Here is a 13,960-nt window from a genome sequence, read left to right as displayed (position 1 = left end):
GCCCCCGCCGCGGCGGGGCGGCCGGGTGAGGGGACCGTGGGCCGGGCTGCGTAGGCTCGGCTCCGGCGCCCCTACGTCGAGGAGGAACCCATGAACACCGCCGCCGGAGGACCGCAGCAGCTGGACCCGGTCAGCGTCCTCAACGCCAAGACCACACTCGTACAGCTGCTCGGCCGGGCCGGGGTCACCCCCGCCGACGCGGAGGAGCTGATCGGGCTCGTCGAGGCGGGCGCGCTGGCCGTCGGGTACCGCGAGGTCGACGGCGGGAGCGGGAACGTCCCCGAGGGCAAGGGGGAGCTGTACGCCGCGGGGTGGCTGGACGGGGCGCGGGGCGCCACCGAGGCCCTCGCGGAGCTCGCCGAACGGACCCTGGCGCGGGTGGTGGGCGCGGAACCCGACGCCGGTTCGGGGGAATCGCGGCTGCCGATCGGACGGATGGAGGTGGAGCGGGCCAAGGTGGCGGCGACCCCGCTCTACCTCTCCTTCGCCCCGGTCTCCGATCTCGACCCCGAGGTCTCCGAGCAGGTCCTCACGGCGGTCCTGGGCACCATGGGGCCTCGGCACAGGGCCGGGTACGCGGGGCTGCTCACCGAGTTCGCCGCGGTGCACCGGGCCCGGCTGGGGCGGCTGTACGCGGACTACGGACCCGGCAGCCCCACCGCGATCCACGGCCGCTACACCCTGTTGCACTCCCCGACCAGCGTGGCCGTGCTGGAACGACTGGCCACGGTCCCGGAGGAGCTGCGCGGGGAGTGGGACGCGGCCGAGCTGCCGCCGGCCTGGCTGAGCGGGCTCAGCACGGCCTGGGAGGACGAAGCCCCCGGCGAGCGCCCCTGACGGTCGGGCGCCCTCCCCGGCGGTGCCGCGCGCGCCCGGCATTCCCCCGCCGGGCGTCCCCGGACTGCCCCCGGGCGGCAGGGCGCGGAGGATGGGAGCAGCGGGCCGCCCGGGCCCGCGCGGGCGCCCGGACGCTTCCGGACCCGGACCCCGTCCCGGAGGGAGCACCCATGGCGGACGAGACCCCGGCCGCGGGTACCGGCGATCACGGCCCGGCACCGGAGCTGGGTGACGTCCTGTCCTCGGTGCTGGAGCGGGCCCACGACGCCTCGGCCACCGGCGTGGCGGGCCTGATCGACGAGGCCGCCGCGCGCCTGGGCATCGGTGGCGCCACGCTCTATCTGGCGGACCTCCAGCAGCTGTGGCTCACCCCGCTCCCCCGGCCCGGCTCGGCGGCGGACGGGACGGCCGGACCACCGCTCGCCGTCGACGGGACGGCGGCCGGGCTGGCCTACCGGACCCAGCGGGTCCAGCAGGCGCCCGGGGAGGCCACCTCGTGGTTCCCCATGGTGGACGGGGTGGAGCGGCTGGGGGTGCTGCGGGCCGTCGGCCCCTCCCCCGAGGCCCGCGACCGGGAGGCCTTCCAGGCCCTGGCGAGCCTGGCCACCCTGCTGGTCGTCTCCAAGGGCACCCACCACGAGCTGCTGGTGGCCACCGAGCGGACCCGCGCGATGACCCTCCAGGCCGAACTGCTGTGGGCCTTCCTGCCGCCCCGGACCATCGGCACGGAGCACGCCACCTCGGCGGCCGTCCTGGAACCCGCGTACGACGTCGGGGGCGACGCCTTCGACCACAGCTTCATCGGATCCGTGCTGCACCTGGCCGTGCTCGACGCGATGGGCCACGACCTGGCGTCCGGAGGGGCCAGCGCGGTGGGACTGGCGGCCTGCCGGTACACCCGCCGCTCCGGCGGCTCCCTCGGCGCGATCGCGACCGCCATCGACCGGGCCCTGTCCGAGTGGATCCCGGACCGCCTCATGACGGCCTGCTTCGCCGAACTCGACACCGCCACCGGTGATTTCACCTGGATCAACTGCGCCCACCCGACTCCCCTGCTGATCCGGGACGGCCGGGTGCTGCCCGGCGCCCTGGAGCGCGGGGCGCAGCTCCCCCTCGGACTCGGCTTCCACAGCGTGGACCCCCCGCCCCCGAACCGGGTCCGCCTCCAGCCCGGGGACCGCGTGCTCCTCTACAGCGACGGCATCACGGAGGCCCGGTCCCCGGACGGCGGGTTGTTCGGGGAGGAACGGCTGGCCGACACCGTGATCCGCTCCACGGCCACCGGTGACAGCGCCCCCGAGGCCCTGCGCCGGCTGATCCAGAACCTGCTCACGCACAACGCCCACCGGCTCCGCGACGACGCCACCATCCTGCTCCTGGAGTGGCACCCGAGACGCTGACCCGCCGACAGCCGACCGCCGCCGATCACCGGGGACTGGCCCCGGAACCGGACGGCCGGGCGGACGGCCGGGCGAGGTGGTGGCGGGGTCAGTCCACCGTCAGGACGATCTTCCCGGCGGTCCGGCCGCGCTCGCCGATCTCGTGGGCCCGCGCCGCGTCCGCGAGCGGCAGCACCGTGTCCACCACCGGACGCAGCGCGCCGCGCTCGACCAGGGCGGCGATCTCGCGCAGGCCCAGGTGGTCGGGCTCGACCAGCATCCACCGGGCGCTCACGCCCTCCCGGGGGGCGGGGACGTCGTCCGGTCCGGGGAGGGTGACCAGCCGGCCGCCGGGGCGGAGCACGGCCATGGACCGTTCGGCGGTCTCCCCTCCGAGGCCGTCCAGGACCACGTCGACCTCGCCGACCGCGTCCTCGAAGCGGGTCTCGCGGTAGTCCACGACCTCGTCCGCGCCGAGCTCGCGCAGCAGCTCGTGCTTGCCGGCGCTCGCGGTGCCGATCACGTACGCGCCGCGCGCCTTGGCGATCTGCACGGCGAAGTGGCCGACGCCGCCCGCGGCGGCGTGCACCAGGACGCGTTCGCCGGGCCGCACGTCCGCGGTGTCCACGAGGGCCTGCCAGGCGGTCAGCGCGGCCAGGGGCAGCGCCGCCGCCTCCACGTGGCCGAGACCGGCGGGCTTGGGCGCCAGGTGCCGCGCGGGGGCCACCACGTACTCGGCGTAGCCGCCCGCCTGGCGGGGGAACAGCGGCATGCCGAAGACCTCGTCGCCGGGGCGGAAGTGCCCCACGCCCGGGCCGGCCTCCACCACGGTGCCGGAGACGTCCCAGCCCACCGCGGGGACCTCGCCCCAGGCGATCAGGCCGCCGCTCTCCCGGGTCTTCCAGTCCACCGGGTTGACCCCGGCGGCGCGGACCCGCACCAGCACCTCGTTCAGGCCGGGCCGCGGCCGCTCCACCTCGCGCTCGACCAGCTGCTCGGGTCCGCCCCACTGCTCCACGACCACCGCACGCATCGCGTTTCCTCGTCTTTCCGTCTCGTTCCGTGCGCCGCGGTGGTCCCGCGGCGACAGGTCCACCATGGGACAGGAGGGAGCCGCACGGTGTTGGCCGTCAGGCCACCATCTGACAGGATCTGGCCATGAGGACGTTCACGCACGAAGGGGATCCGACGGGGGCGGGGGCGGCGCGCGGGGGCCCGCACCGGGTCGCGGTGCTCGCACTGCCCGGGGTGCCGCCCTTCGAGCTGGGCATCCCCTCCCGGGTGCTGGGCAGCGCGATCGACGAGGCGGGCCGACCCCTGTACGAGGTCACGGTCTGCACCGCGGACGGGGCTCCCGTGCTCAGCGACGCCGGGTTCTCCGTACAGCCCGCCGCCGGGCCGGAGGCCCTCGCCGCCGCCGACACGGTGGTGCTGCCGCCCACCCACGCCATGCCGGAGCTGGGCGAGGGCGGCCCGCTGCCCCCCGAGGTCGCGGCCGCCATCGCCGGCATCCGGCCCGGCACCCGACTGGTGTCCATCTGCTCCGGCTCCTACGTGCTGGCCGCCGCCGGGCTCCTCGACGGGCGGCCCGCCACCACGCACTGGAACCTGGCCCCGGAGTTCCGCCGCGCCTACCCGCGGGTCAAGGTCGACGAGGAGGTCCTCTTCGTCGACGACGGGGACGTGCTGACCTCCGCGGGCGTGGCGGCGGGCGTGGACCTGTGCCTGCACCTGGTCCGACGGGACCACGGGGCCGCCGTCGCGAACCGGGCCGCCCGGATGTGCGTGGTGCCGCCCTGGCGGGACGGCGGGCAGGCCCAGTTCATCGACCGCCCGGTGCCCGAGCCCGCCCTGGCCGGCACCTCCGCCACCCGCGCGTGGGCCCTGGAGCACCTGGCGGAACCGCTCACCCTGACCCGGCTCGCCGAGCACGCCCGGATGAGCCTGCGCTCCTTCACCCGCCGGTTCCGCGACGAGGTCGGCATGACCCCGGTGCAGTGGCTGACCGCCCAGCGCCTGGAGCTGGCCAAGCAACTGCTGGAGACCACGGACCTGCCGGTGGACGTGGTCGCGCACCGGGCCGGGCTGGGCTCGGGGAACTCGCTGCGCAGCCACATGCGCGCCGCCTTCGGGATCTCCCCGGCCGCCTACCGCCGCGCCTTCGGCGGCCCCGCCGCCCGGTAGCCCCTGACGGACCCCGGGGACGTTTCGTACGGAATCTTCACCGTTCGGACGTGCGGGAGCGGACGGACCGGGCAGCCGCGCGGGGAGAGGACGACTCCCGGAGGCCGAGGAGGCCAGGACCGTGATCACCGTCGCCGCGCTGTGGCTGCCCGCGCTCGCACTGCTCCTGTACGCACTGGACCGGCTGGAGGACCGGATGGCCTCGCCCCCGGCCCACGCCCGCCCGCCGGGGGCCACCGACCCCCGCCCCGCCCGCACGGGCCGCCCCGCCCGCCACGCCCGCCGCCGCGGCGCCCTGGCCGGCCGGGCCTGACCCGGCGCCTCCCGGCCCACGACGAGCGACACCGGCCCTCCATGCGTACAACTGTGCGTACATGGAGGGTCGGCGCGCGGGCAGGAGGACGGCATGACCGAGGAGACGAGAGACGACCGCGATCCGGGCGGCAGACGGCGCGAGACCGAGGACGAGCGGGCGGACCGGCGCTGGTCCGAGCTCATCCAGGAGATACGGGTGGCGCAGACCGGCGTGCAGATCCTGCTCGGCTTCCTGCTGACGGTCGTCTTCACCCCGCGCTTCGTGGAGTTGGAGCAGACCGACCGGACGATCTACCTCGTCACCGTGGTGCTGGGCTCCCTCGCGACCGGCGCCCTGATCGGGCCCGTGGCCTTCCACCGGATCGTGGCGGGGCGCCGCATCAAACCGCACGCGGTGGTCTGGGCCTCCCGACTGACCGCGACGGGTCTGGTCCTCCTGCTGGCCACGCTGATCTCGGCACTCTTCCTGATCATGCGGGTCGCCACCCACGACGACTACGTGCCCTGGCTGGTGTCCGGGGTGTTCGCCTGGTACCTGTTGTGCTGGCTGGTGCTCCCGCTGTGGGCGCGGATCCGGTACACCTCCGTCGAGGAGGAAGCGGAGCACGAGGAGCGCTCAGAGCGCGCGGAACGGTGAACCGCCCCGCGCCCGGCGGCTCCCCGGACCGGCCGCAGGCCCCGACGGCCCGGCGACCCGATCCGCCGGGCGCGGGAGCGACACGGGCGGAGCGAGGGAGGGCGGCCGGGTGACGGGTGCGGCAGGGGCCGACGAGGGACTGTTCGGGCTCGACGAACTGGCGGCGGCCGCGGCCCCGCCCACCGCCGGACGCACCTTCCGGGACGGACCGGAGGCCCGCCGGATCCTGCGGATCACCGAGATCCACGCCGAGCCCGCCGCGGCCGACTCCCTCCGCGGCCGGCAGATCCTCGCCCGCTTCCCCGGGGCCCGGGTGGTGCCGGTGGCCTCCCACTGGCGGATCCCGGACCTGCACGGCAACGCGGGGAACGTCGACCGTTGGGTCCGCGTCAAGAGCGGCACCCTCGTGCTCGGCGAGCGCGCCTCCTTCCCGGTGCGCCCCAACGGCCGCTCCGCCGACTGGATCGCCCCCGGCCTCTCCAACGGCTGCGCGCTGGCCTGCGCCTACTGCTACGTCCCGCGCCGCAAGGGCCACGCCAACCCGATCACGGTGTTCACCAACACCGAGCGCGTCCTGGCCGCGCTGGGCCGGCACATCGCCGCGGCCGGCCCCAAGACGGAACCGAACCAGTGCGACCCGGACGCCTGGGTGTACGACATCGGCGAGAACGGCGACTGTTCCGTGGACGACCTGATCAGCGAGAACACCGCCGACCTGATCCGGGCCTTCCGGAAGTGGCCCACCGCCAAGGCCTCCTTCGCGACCAAGTTCGTCAACCCGGACCTGTTGGCGCTGGACCCGCGCGGGCGCACCCGCGTCCGGTTCTCCGTGATGCCCCCGGAGGACTCCCGCCTCCTCGACCTGCGCACCAGCCCCGTCCGGGCCCGACTGGAGGCCGCGGCCGACTTCCTCGACGCCGGGTACGAGGTGCACTTCAACCTCTCCCCCGTGGTGCTCCGGGAGGGATGGGAACGGGCCTGGGGCGAACTGCTGGGCGCCATGGACGACCTGCTGCCCCGCCGCGTCAAGGACCAGGCCGCCGCCGAGGTCATCCTGCTCACCCACAACCGCGAGCTCCACGAGGTCAACCTCGGCTGGCACCCGCGCGCCGAGGACGTGTTGTGGCGCCCGGACCTCCAGGAGCCGAAGCGGTCGCAGAACGGCGCCGTGAACGTCCGCTACCGGCCGGGACCGAAGGCGGCGGCCGTGGCCGCCGTCCGCGCGCTGGTCGCCGCCCGGGCCCCCTGGCTGCGGATCCGCTACGCCTTCTGAGCGGGGACGCCCCACCACCTCACTCGTTCGAGTGATCCCTCGCGGTTCGGGCCGCGGCCCGACGACCGCCGGGAGATCGTCGGGGGTATCGAACTGGTGAGCGGCGCGGAGGGACGTGGGGACGGATGGACGGGCACGGGGACGCGGTGAGGGAGTCGGCCCGGTCCGGCCGGGTCGTGCTGTGGGAGGAGTCCGCCCGCGACGGGGCCCAGGCCAAGACCCTGATGGGGGCGGAGTTCCGGGTCCGGCTGGCACGGGAGACCGGCCGGATCTTCGGCGCGGACGGCCCTCGGCACGCCGTGTTCGCGGCCGGATTCCCGGCCGTGTGCGCCCAGGAGGTCGAGGCAGTCCGCCGGGTGGCCGTCGAGGCCGAGGGAGCGGTGGGCGTGGCGGCGGTGTGCCGGGGGCGCGCCGCGGACGTGGAGCAGTCCCTGGCCGCCGTCCGGGGCACCCGGCACGCCCGCGTGATGGTGGTGGTGCCCGCCTCGGACCCGATGGCCGCGGTGATGACGCACCGCACCGCCGCCGAATCCCTCGGGGCCGCCGTGGAGCTGGTCAAACGGGCCAAGGACCGGGATCCGGCGGTCGCCGTCGACGTGTGCCTGGCCGACGCCTCCCGGGCGGACGCCGCCCTGATGGCCCACCACGCGGAGGAGGTGACGGCGGCCGGAGCGGGCCTGGTCGTCCTCGCCGACACCGTCGGCGCCCAACTGCCCGACCCCTGCGGGGAGATGTTCCGCCGGGTCCGATCCGCCTGCGGCCCCGAGGTGGTCCTCGCCTCCCACCTCCACAACGACCTCGGGCTGGGCCTCGCCAACAGCCTGCAGGCCCTGGCGGCGGGTGTCCGGGTGCTGTCGGCCTCCTGGCTGGGCATCGCGGAGCGGGCGGGCATGGTCGCCACCGAACAGCTCCTCTTCCTGCTGGCCCGGCACGCCGAGGACCTGCTCGGGGCCGGGGCCGACCCCTGGCGGACCGCACCGGACCTCACGCGGCTGCCGGTCATCGCCCGGATGGTGGCCGAGGAGACCGGGGCCCCGCTCGGCGTCACCACCCCCGTCGTCGGCACCGGAGTGGCCACCGTCTCCACCGGCACCCCCTTCGTGCACCCCGCGCTCTTCCAGCCGTACGACCCCCTGGACGTGCTCGGCACGGAGCCCGGCGTGGTCCTCACCCACCTGGCCAGCGCCCGGGTGGTCACCGCCGTCGCGTCCCGGCTCGGGCACGTCCTCGACCCCGACCGGACCCGCTCCGCGCTGGGTTGGGCCAAGGACCGGGCCTACCGGACGGGACGGGCCGTCATCGAGGACGCCGAGTTCGCCGCCTACCTGGACGGCCTCACAGCCGCCCCGTCCGGGGGCACCCGGTGACCCCCCGGACCGCCGTGGACGCCGCCGCGGCCCGCCGCGCCCTGGCCGCGGGCACCGCCGTGGTCCTGCCCGGACCCGCCCCGCTCACCCACGTGATCGCCGCGACCGTGCCCGAGGCCGTCAACCTCGCCAAGGGCCGGCCCGCCGGGCAGGCGGTGGCCCTGTGGGCCCACGACCCCGACACCCTGGACTCCCTCGACGAGGTCTGGGACCTCGGCCCCGAACAGCGGGCGCCGCTGCGCCTGCTGCTCCGCCGGGAACGCCTCACCGTGCTGCTGCCCGTACGATCCGGCGCACCCCGGCCGCCCTGGCTGGAGCCCGCCGTGCGGGAGGAGCGGAGCCTGCTCTTCGGCTCCCGCTGGGACCCGCTGCGCCCGGTCCTGGACGAGTTCCCCGTCCTCTACGTCAGCAGCGCCAACCGCACCGGCGGGCCACCCGTCGCCGGTACCGCCGAAGCCCTCGCGACGTTCCCCGCCGAGGTGCCCGTCCTGGCCGCGCCCGACCCGGCCGGCGAAGACGCGGACACCGGCCCGCGGGCGGCCACCACCACGGTGCGGATCCGGCCCGACGGCACCCTCGCCCTGCACCGCCCGGGCGCCCAGGACCGGGCCCACGGCGGCCCCGAGGCGTACCTCCGGCACCTCCGGGCACCCTCCGACACCTCCGGAAGCCCGTCTCCGGGCCCGCCGCGCGTACCATGAACGCCCCGCGGTGGCGGGCCGGAGGAGAAGAGGACGAGGGCATGGCGCAGCAGTCCGAGGACGGTGCGGGGCGGGACTCCCGACGGAGGGGCCAGGGCCAGCTCGAAGGGCAGGTCCTGGCGGCGCTCAACGACGCCCCCGGCCCGGTCAACGCGGCCTGGGTGCAGGAACGCCTCGGCGGCGGCCTCGCCTACACCACCGTGGTCACGATCCTCAGCCGGCTCCAGACCAAGGGCGCGGTGACCCGGCAGCGGGCCGGCCGCTCCTTCGTGTGGACCCCCGTGGCCGACGAGGCCGGACTGGCCGCCCTGCGGATGCGCCGGGTCCTCGACGGGGAACCGGACCGCGAGGCGGTCCTCGCCAGCTTCGTGACGGCCCTGCCCCCCGGGGACGAGCGGCTGCTCCGCGACCTGCTCGCGCAGGCCGACGGGGACGGGGACGGCTGACGCCCATGGGGGTCTTCGTCTTCCTGCCGCTGGTGCTCCCGCTGACGGCGTGGCCGATCGCGCGCCTCGCCGAACAGCACCTGCACCCGCGGGCCGCCACCTGGCTGCTGACCGTCGCCGCCGTGGTCCTGGCCCTGTGCAGCACCCTGTGCCTGGCCCTACTGATGGTGGTCGGCACCGCCCAACTCCCCGGCAACCCGCTGCCCGACGCCTGGTCGGACCCGGAGGTCCGCGAAGCGGTGCCCTACGACGAGATCGCGGGCAGCGCCGCGATCCCCGCGCTGCTGGCCGTGGTCGCCTCCTGCCTGTGGGCGGGCTGGTCGCACCGCCGGGTGCGGCGGCGGGCCGCACGGGCCCTGATCGGACTCCCGGACACCCCGGTCGCGGTGCTGCCCGACGGCACCCCGTACGCCTACGCCCTGCCGGGCCGACGCCGGGCCGGTGACCGGGTGGTGGTCTCCACCGGCATGCTCGACCTGCTCGAACCGGCCGAACGGCGGGCCCTGTTCGCCCACGAGCGCGCCCACCTCCGGGGACGGCACCACCGCTTCCTGCTGGCGGTGCGACTGGCCGCGCGGGCCAACCCGTTCCTGCTCCCGCTGCGCACCGCCGTCCGGTTCACCGCCGAGCGGTGGGCCGACGAGGAGGCCGCGGCCCGGGTGGGCAGCCGCCGCACCGTGGCCCGGGCCGTCGGCAGGGCCGCGCTCCTCTCCCGGGGCGGATCGGCCCTCGGGGCCCTCGCCGGTTTCGCCGCGGGGCCGGTGCCCCGCCGCGTGGCCGCGCTGCTGGGCCCGCCGCCCAGCACGTCCTGGTGGCCGCGGGCCCTGACCCCGGTGGGCCTGGCCGTCTGGGGGGCAGCCGCCGGGACCACCGTCTCCGCCCTGTCCTCCGCGAACTCGGCCGTCAGCCTCTTCCTGGTCCTGAAGGCCGCCACCCCGCTGTAGGGGCGGCGACCGACCGGGGGCCGCACCGGCCTCCCGGTCCCGCCGGTCCCGCGGGCCGGAGCCGGTGCCGTGGGCGGCGGGGCCCCGGGACGGACCGGCGGCCTCAGGTGGAACGCGTCACAGGTCGAACTCGTGCGGTGCCAGGTCCAGGGCGTAGCAGGCCTCCCGGACCACGGCCTGCTCGGTCTTGTCGAAGTCGCCGTCGGCCCCGCCGATGACGATGCCGATCTGGACCACGGCGCGCGCCTCGGCCGGCTTCTTCTTCGCCTTCGCGACCTCCTGGAGGACGCTGACCTTGCCGAAGGCGAAGTCGGCGATCAGCTTGTCCAGATTGGCCTCGAACCGGCGGCGCAGGTCCTCGGCGTCGAAGTTGCGCAGCACCTCGTTGGTGGCGATCAGCTGCGCCACCCGCTGCCGCTCGGAGGGGTCCACGGTGCCGTCGGCGGCGGCCACCAGGGCGCACATCGCCATGGAGGCGTCCCGGAAGGCGCCGGAGGTCAGGTCGTTCTTCTTCGCCAGCAGCTGGGTCTGCATCGTCGATGCGGACTCCTTGATGCGGTCCCACAGGGCCATGCCAACTCCGTCGGGTCGGGCGGGTGTCGGGGCGTCGGCCGCCCCGGCACCCGAACTTCTACAGACGTGTAGAAGTTACCAAGGGCGACCCGCGCCACGACAGCCGGGGGGCGCGACCGGACGGCACGGCGGGCCGGAACCCCGCACGGGGTCCCGGCCCACCGCGGGCCCGGACCCGCTACTTCGCGGTGGCCCGCAGGGTCGCCAGCGCCTGGGCCCAGCGGGCGAACTTCAGGTCCGCCAGGTCCGCGACGGTCTTGATCCCGAACGCCTCCCGGAGCAGCTCGCCCTGCCGGTCGGAGACCCCCTTGAGCGCCGAGACCGGGGCCGCCAGCACCTCCGGCAGCGGCTTGTCCGCCCACGCCTTGTCCAGCACGCCGTCCAGGTCGATCGAAGCCATGAACACCCTCCCTGTGGATCACGGAAGAACGCGGATCCGCGCACGACGGACCGACCCCCGGGAATGTTCCCGCGGGCTCTCGCGTTCTCTACAGACCTGTAGAAGAATAGGGGTCGCCCTCACCCCGCGCGGACAGTTCGGCTGATACGCGCATGAATGGCGCAAAACCCGCAGGTCGGCCCCACAGCCGGCCCGCCGTGGCGGCGGACTTTACCGACCCTTTACCATGGGGTCGGGGAGACTGCCTCCCCGAAGTACCCCACCGATCTCCCGTGGATCCCACCCGGTCCACCGAGCGCAGAAGGAGCAGCAGACCCGCAATGGGTGAACCTCCCAGTAGTCCCAGCCGTGTCACGCCCTGCCCGCGAACCGTCCAGCCGGGAGCGGGGGTGGCACGGTGACCGAAGTCCTGCTGCTCCTCCTGGCGCTCGCCCTCATGCTGGCGTGCGCGGTGTTCGTCGCGGCCGAGTTCTCGCTGACCACCGTCGAGCGCGGTGAGCTCGAACGGGCCGTCGAGGCCGGTGAGCGGGGCGCCGAGAGCGCCCTCAAGGCCGCCAAGCGCCTCACCTTCCAGCTCTCCGGCGCCCAGCTCGGCATCACCGTGACCTCCCTGGTCATCGGCATGCTGGCCGAGCCCTCCGTCTCCGCGCTGCTGCGCGGGCCGCTCGGATCCGTCGGCCTCCCCGAGGGGGCCGTGCCCGGCACGGCCACCCTCCTCGGTGTGGTGCTCTCCACCGTGGTGCTGATGGTCATCGGCGAGCTCGTCCCGAAGAACTGGGCGATCTCCCGGCCGCTGGCCGTGGCCAAGGTCGTCGCGGGCCCGCAGCGCGGGTTCACCGCCGCCTTCGCCCCGCTGATCCGGCACCTCAACAACACCGCCAACCGGCTGGTGCGCCGCTTCGGGCTGGAGCCCGCCGAGGAGCTGGCCTCGGCCCGCACCCCGGAGGAGCTCGTCGCCCTGGCCCGGCACTCGGCCCGCGAGGGGGCCATCGAGGCCGACTCGGCGGAGCTGTTCGTCCGCTCCCTGCACCTGGCGGAGCTGACCGCGGAGAACGTGATGACCCCGCGCGTGGACGTCCGGGCCCTGGACGCCCGGGCCAGCGCCGCCGACGCCGCGAACCTCACCCTGGCCACCGGCATCTCCCGCTTCCCGGTCTACCGCGACAGCCTCGACGAGGTCATCGGCACCCTGCACGTCCGCGACGTGCTCGCCCTGGAGGAAGAGGAACGTGCCGGCACCCCCGTCACCGAACTCATGACCTCCGCGCTGCTCGTCCCGCACTCGCTGCCCGTGGACACCCTCCTCGGCCGGCTCCGCAAGGCCCGCACCATGGCCGTGGTCATCGACGAGTACGGCGGTACGGCCGGTGTGGCCACCGTCGAGGACATCGTCGAGGAGGTCGTCGGCGAGGTCCGCGACGAACACGACCCGCTGGAGGTCCCCGACCTGATCGAGGGCCCCGTGCAGGAGGACGGCCGCAAGGTCTGGGAAGCCGACGGCGGGGTCCGCCTCGACGAGCTCCAGGAGATCGGCTTCGACGCCCCCGAGGGTCCCTACGAGACCCTCGCCGGGCTCATCGCCACCGAGCTGGAGCGCATCCCCGTCGAGGGCGACAGCCTCACCGTCAACGGCTGGGGCCTGACCGTGCTCGACACCGAACACCACCGCGCCGACCGGGTCACGATCACCGTGCCCGCCGACGCCGCCGCCGTCGCTTCCGGGGAGGAGGCCCGATGACCGCCGTACAGCTGCTGATCGGCCTGCTCACCCTGGTGACCAACGCCTTCTTCGTCGGCGCCGAGTTCGCCCTGATCTCCGTGCGCCGCAGCCAGATCGAACCGGCCGCGCTCAAGGGCAACCGGCGGGCCAGGACCACCCTGTGGGGCCTGGAGAACCTGTCCGCGATGATGGCCACGGCCCAGCTCGGCATCACCGTCTCCTCCCTGGTCCTCGGCGCGGTGGCCGAGCCCGCCATCGCCCACCTGCTGGAACCGCCGTTCCAGGCGGCCGGGGTGCCCGAGGGCCTGATCCACCCGATCGCCTTCGTCATCGCCCTGACCCTGGCGACGTACCTCCACATGCTCATCGGCGAGATGGTCCCCAAGAACATCGCGCTGGCCGCTCCGGCGCCCACCGCGCTGCTCCTCGGGCCGCCGCTCGTGGCCGTCACCCGCGCGCTGCGCCCGTTCGTCTTCGGCATCAACGCCTTCGCCAACACGCTGCTGCGACTGCTGAAGGTGGAGCCGAAGGACGAGGTCGGCGCGGTGTTCACCGACGACGAGCTGACCCGGCTGGTCAAGGACTCCTCCGCCGCCGGCCTGCTCGGCCCGGAGGACGGGCAGCGCCTCCAGGACGCCCTGGAGCTGGGCACCCGCCCCGTCGGCGAGGTCATGGTGCCGCTGGAGCGGGTGGTGACCGTCGGCCACGACATCACCCCGCGCGGTCTGGAGCGCACCGCCTCCGACCACGGCTTCTCGCGGCTGCCCGTCACCGGCCCCGGTGAGCGGATCCTCGGCTACCTGCACATCAAGGACGCCCTCGGGGTCCCGGAGCGGGACCGGCCCTTCCCCCGGACCGCCCTGCACCCGGTGATCAAGGTGGCCCTGGACACCCCGCTGGACGACACCATGACCGCGATGCGCGCCTCGGGCACGCACCTGGCGGCCGTGACCGGCGCCAAGGGCACCGTCCTGGGCTTCGTGACCATGGAGGACCTGCTGGAGGAGCTCGTCGGCGCGGCCGACGCGCCCGCCGCCTGATCCGTCCCGCCACCCGGTGGCCGGCACCCCGTGCGGGGGGGCGGCCACCGGGCCGGTGGAGGGGGGGGGGGCCGCCCCCGCCGGGGGGGCCGCGGCGCCCCCCCGCGGGGGGGGGGACGGGCTCGGGGGGGGGGGGGGAGAGAG

At 75.4% G+C, this 13,960-nt stretch carries 15 protein-coding genes; 12 read left to right on the top strand and 3 right to left on the bottom strand.

Features of this window, described 5'->3' with window-relative positions; genetic code table 11:
• Positions 1-90 precede the first annotated feature (90 nt).
• Positions 91-837 carry a hypothetical protein gene (locus tag ABTZ17_RS32745; protein WP_352199433.1) on the top strand — a complete coding sequence of 249 codons (747 nt, stop codon included), beginning with the start codon at positions 91-93 and terminating at the stop codon, positions 835-837.
• Positions 838-1,007: 170 nt separating this feature from the next.
• Positions 1,008-2,237 (top strand): PP2C family protein-serine/threonine phosphatase, encoded by a 1,230-nt coding sequence (locus ABTZ17_RS32740; protein ID WP_352199432.1) that lies wholly within the window; start codon positions 1,008-1,010, stop codon positions 2,235-2,237.
• Between the two features lie 88 nt (positions 2,238-2,325).
• On the opposite strand, the gene ABTZ17_RS32735 is transcribed toward ABTZ17_RS32740, so the two are convergent.
• Positions 2,326-3,249 carry an NADP-dependent oxidoreductase gene (locus ABTZ17_RS32735; protein WP_352199431.1) on the bottom strand — a complete coding sequence of 308 codons (924 nt, stop codon included), beginning with the start codon at positions 3,247-3,249 and terminating at the stop codon, positions 2,326-2,328.
• A gap of 125 nt (positions 3,250-3,374) precedes the next feature.
• Between ABTZ17_RS32735 and ABTZ17_RS32730 the strand changes: the two genes are divergently transcribed.
• The 8 genes from ABTZ17_RS32730 to ABTZ17_RS32695 all read left to right on the top strand — a co-directional run bounded on the left by ABTZ17_RS32730 (position 3,375) and on the right by ABTZ17_RS32695 (position 10,083).
• Positions 3,375-4,400 carry a GlxA family transcriptional regulator gene (locus ABTZ17_RS32730; protein ID WP_352199430.1) on the top strand — a complete coding sequence of 342 codons (1,026 nt, stop codon included), beginning with the start codon at positions 3,375-3,377 and terminating at the stop codon, positions 4,398-4,400.
• A 121-nt stretch (positions 4,401-4,521) separates the two neighbouring features.
• Positions 4,522-4,713, top strand: a complete 192-nt coding sequence (locus ABTZ17_RS32725; RefSeq protein ID WP_352199429.1) for a hypothetical protein — start codon at positions 4,522-4,524, stop codon at positions 4,711-4,713.
• A gap of 93 nt (positions 4,714-4,806) precedes the next feature.
• The gene (locus ABTZ17_RS32720; RefSeq protein ID WP_352199428.1) at positions 4,807-5,352 is read left to right on the top strand and encodes a DUF6328 family protein; all 546 of its coding nucleotides are present in this window, start codon (positions 4,807-4,809) and stop codon (positions 5,350-5,352) included.
• Between the two features lie 109 nt (positions 5,353-5,461).
• The gene (locus ABTZ17_RS32715) at positions 5,462-6,625 is read left to right on the top strand and encodes a spore photoproduct lyase family protein (RefSeq protein ID WP_352199427.1); all 1,164 of its coding nucleotides are present in this window, start codon (positions 5,462-5,464) and stop codon (positions 6,623-6,625) included.
• A gap of 125 nt (positions 6,626-6,750) precedes the next feature.
• Entirely contained in the window at positions 6,751-7,992 is a 1,242-nt protein-coding gene (locus tag ABTZ17_RS32710) for a hydroxymethylglutaryl-CoA lyase-like TIM-barrel protein (RefSeq protein WP_352199426.1), read from the top strand.
• Positions 7,989-8,693 (top strand): hypothetical protein, encoded by a 705-nt coding sequence (locus tag ABTZ17_RS32705; protein ID WP_352199425.1) that lies wholly within the window; start codon positions 7,989-7,991, stop codon positions 8,691-8,693. The genes ABTZ17_RS32710 and ABTZ17_RS32705 overlap by 4 nt, the downstream gene beginning before the upstream one ends.
• A 41-nt stretch (positions 8,694-8,734) precedes the next feature.
• On the top strand, positions 8,735-9,139 hold the full coding sequence (locus tag ABTZ17_RS32700) for a BlaI/MecI/CopY family transcriptional regulator (RefSeq protein WP_352199424.1): 405 nt from the start codon (positions 8,735-8,737) through the stop codon (positions 9,137-9,139).
• 5 nt (positions 9,140-9,144) lie between these two features.
• Positions 9,145-10,083: a M56 family metallopeptidase gene (locus ABTZ17_RS32695; RefSeq protein ID WP_352199423.1), complete on the top strand. Its 939-nt coding sequence runs from the start codon at positions 9,145-9,147 to the stop codon at positions 10,081-10,083.
• Positions 10,084-10,200: 117 nt separating this feature from the next.
• On the opposite strand, the gene ABTZ17_RS32690 is transcribed toward ABTZ17_RS32695, so the two are convergent.
• A complete protein-coding gene (locus tag ABTZ17_RS32690) occupies positions 10,201-10,656 on the bottom strand; it encodes a tellurite resistance TerB family protein (protein ID WP_352199422.1) in 456 nt (151 codons plus the stop codon).
• A 178-nt stretch (positions 10,657-10,834) separates the two neighbouring features.
• Positions 10,835-11,056: a hypothetical protein gene (locus ABTZ17_RS32685; RefSeq protein WP_352199421.1), complete on the bottom strand. Its 222-nt coding sequence runs from the start codon at positions 11,054-11,056 to the stop codon at positions 10,835-10,837.
• Between the two features lie 397 nt (positions 11,057-11,453).
• Between ABTZ17_RS32685 and ABTZ17_RS32680 the strand changes: the two genes are divergently transcribed.
• Both ABTZ17_RS32680 and ABTZ17_RS32675 read left to right on the top strand, forming a co-directional pair.
• A complete protein-coding gene (locus tag ABTZ17_RS32680; RefSeq protein ID WP_352199420.1) occupies positions 11,454-12,794 on the top strand; it encodes a hemolysin family protein in 1,341 nt (446 codons plus the stop codon).
• Positions 12,791-13,816, top strand: a complete 1,026-nt coding sequence (locus ABTZ17_RS32675) for a hemolysin family protein (RefSeq protein WP_352199419.1) — start codon at positions 12,791-12,793, stop codon at positions 13,814-13,816. The genes ABTZ17_RS32680 and ABTZ17_RS32675 overlap by 4 nt, the downstream gene beginning before the upstream one ends.
• The last annotated feature ends 144 nt before the right edge of the window (positions 13,817-13,960 follow it).

Source organism: Streptomyces sp. NPDC097619 (assembly GCF_040302735.1).
Lineage (GTDB): Bacteria > Actinomycetota > Actinomycetes > Streptomycetales > Streptomycetaceae > Streptomyces.
The sequence above is the reverse complement of the archived record's forward strand: the minus strand, read 5'-3'. Positions and strand labels throughout refer to the sequence as shown.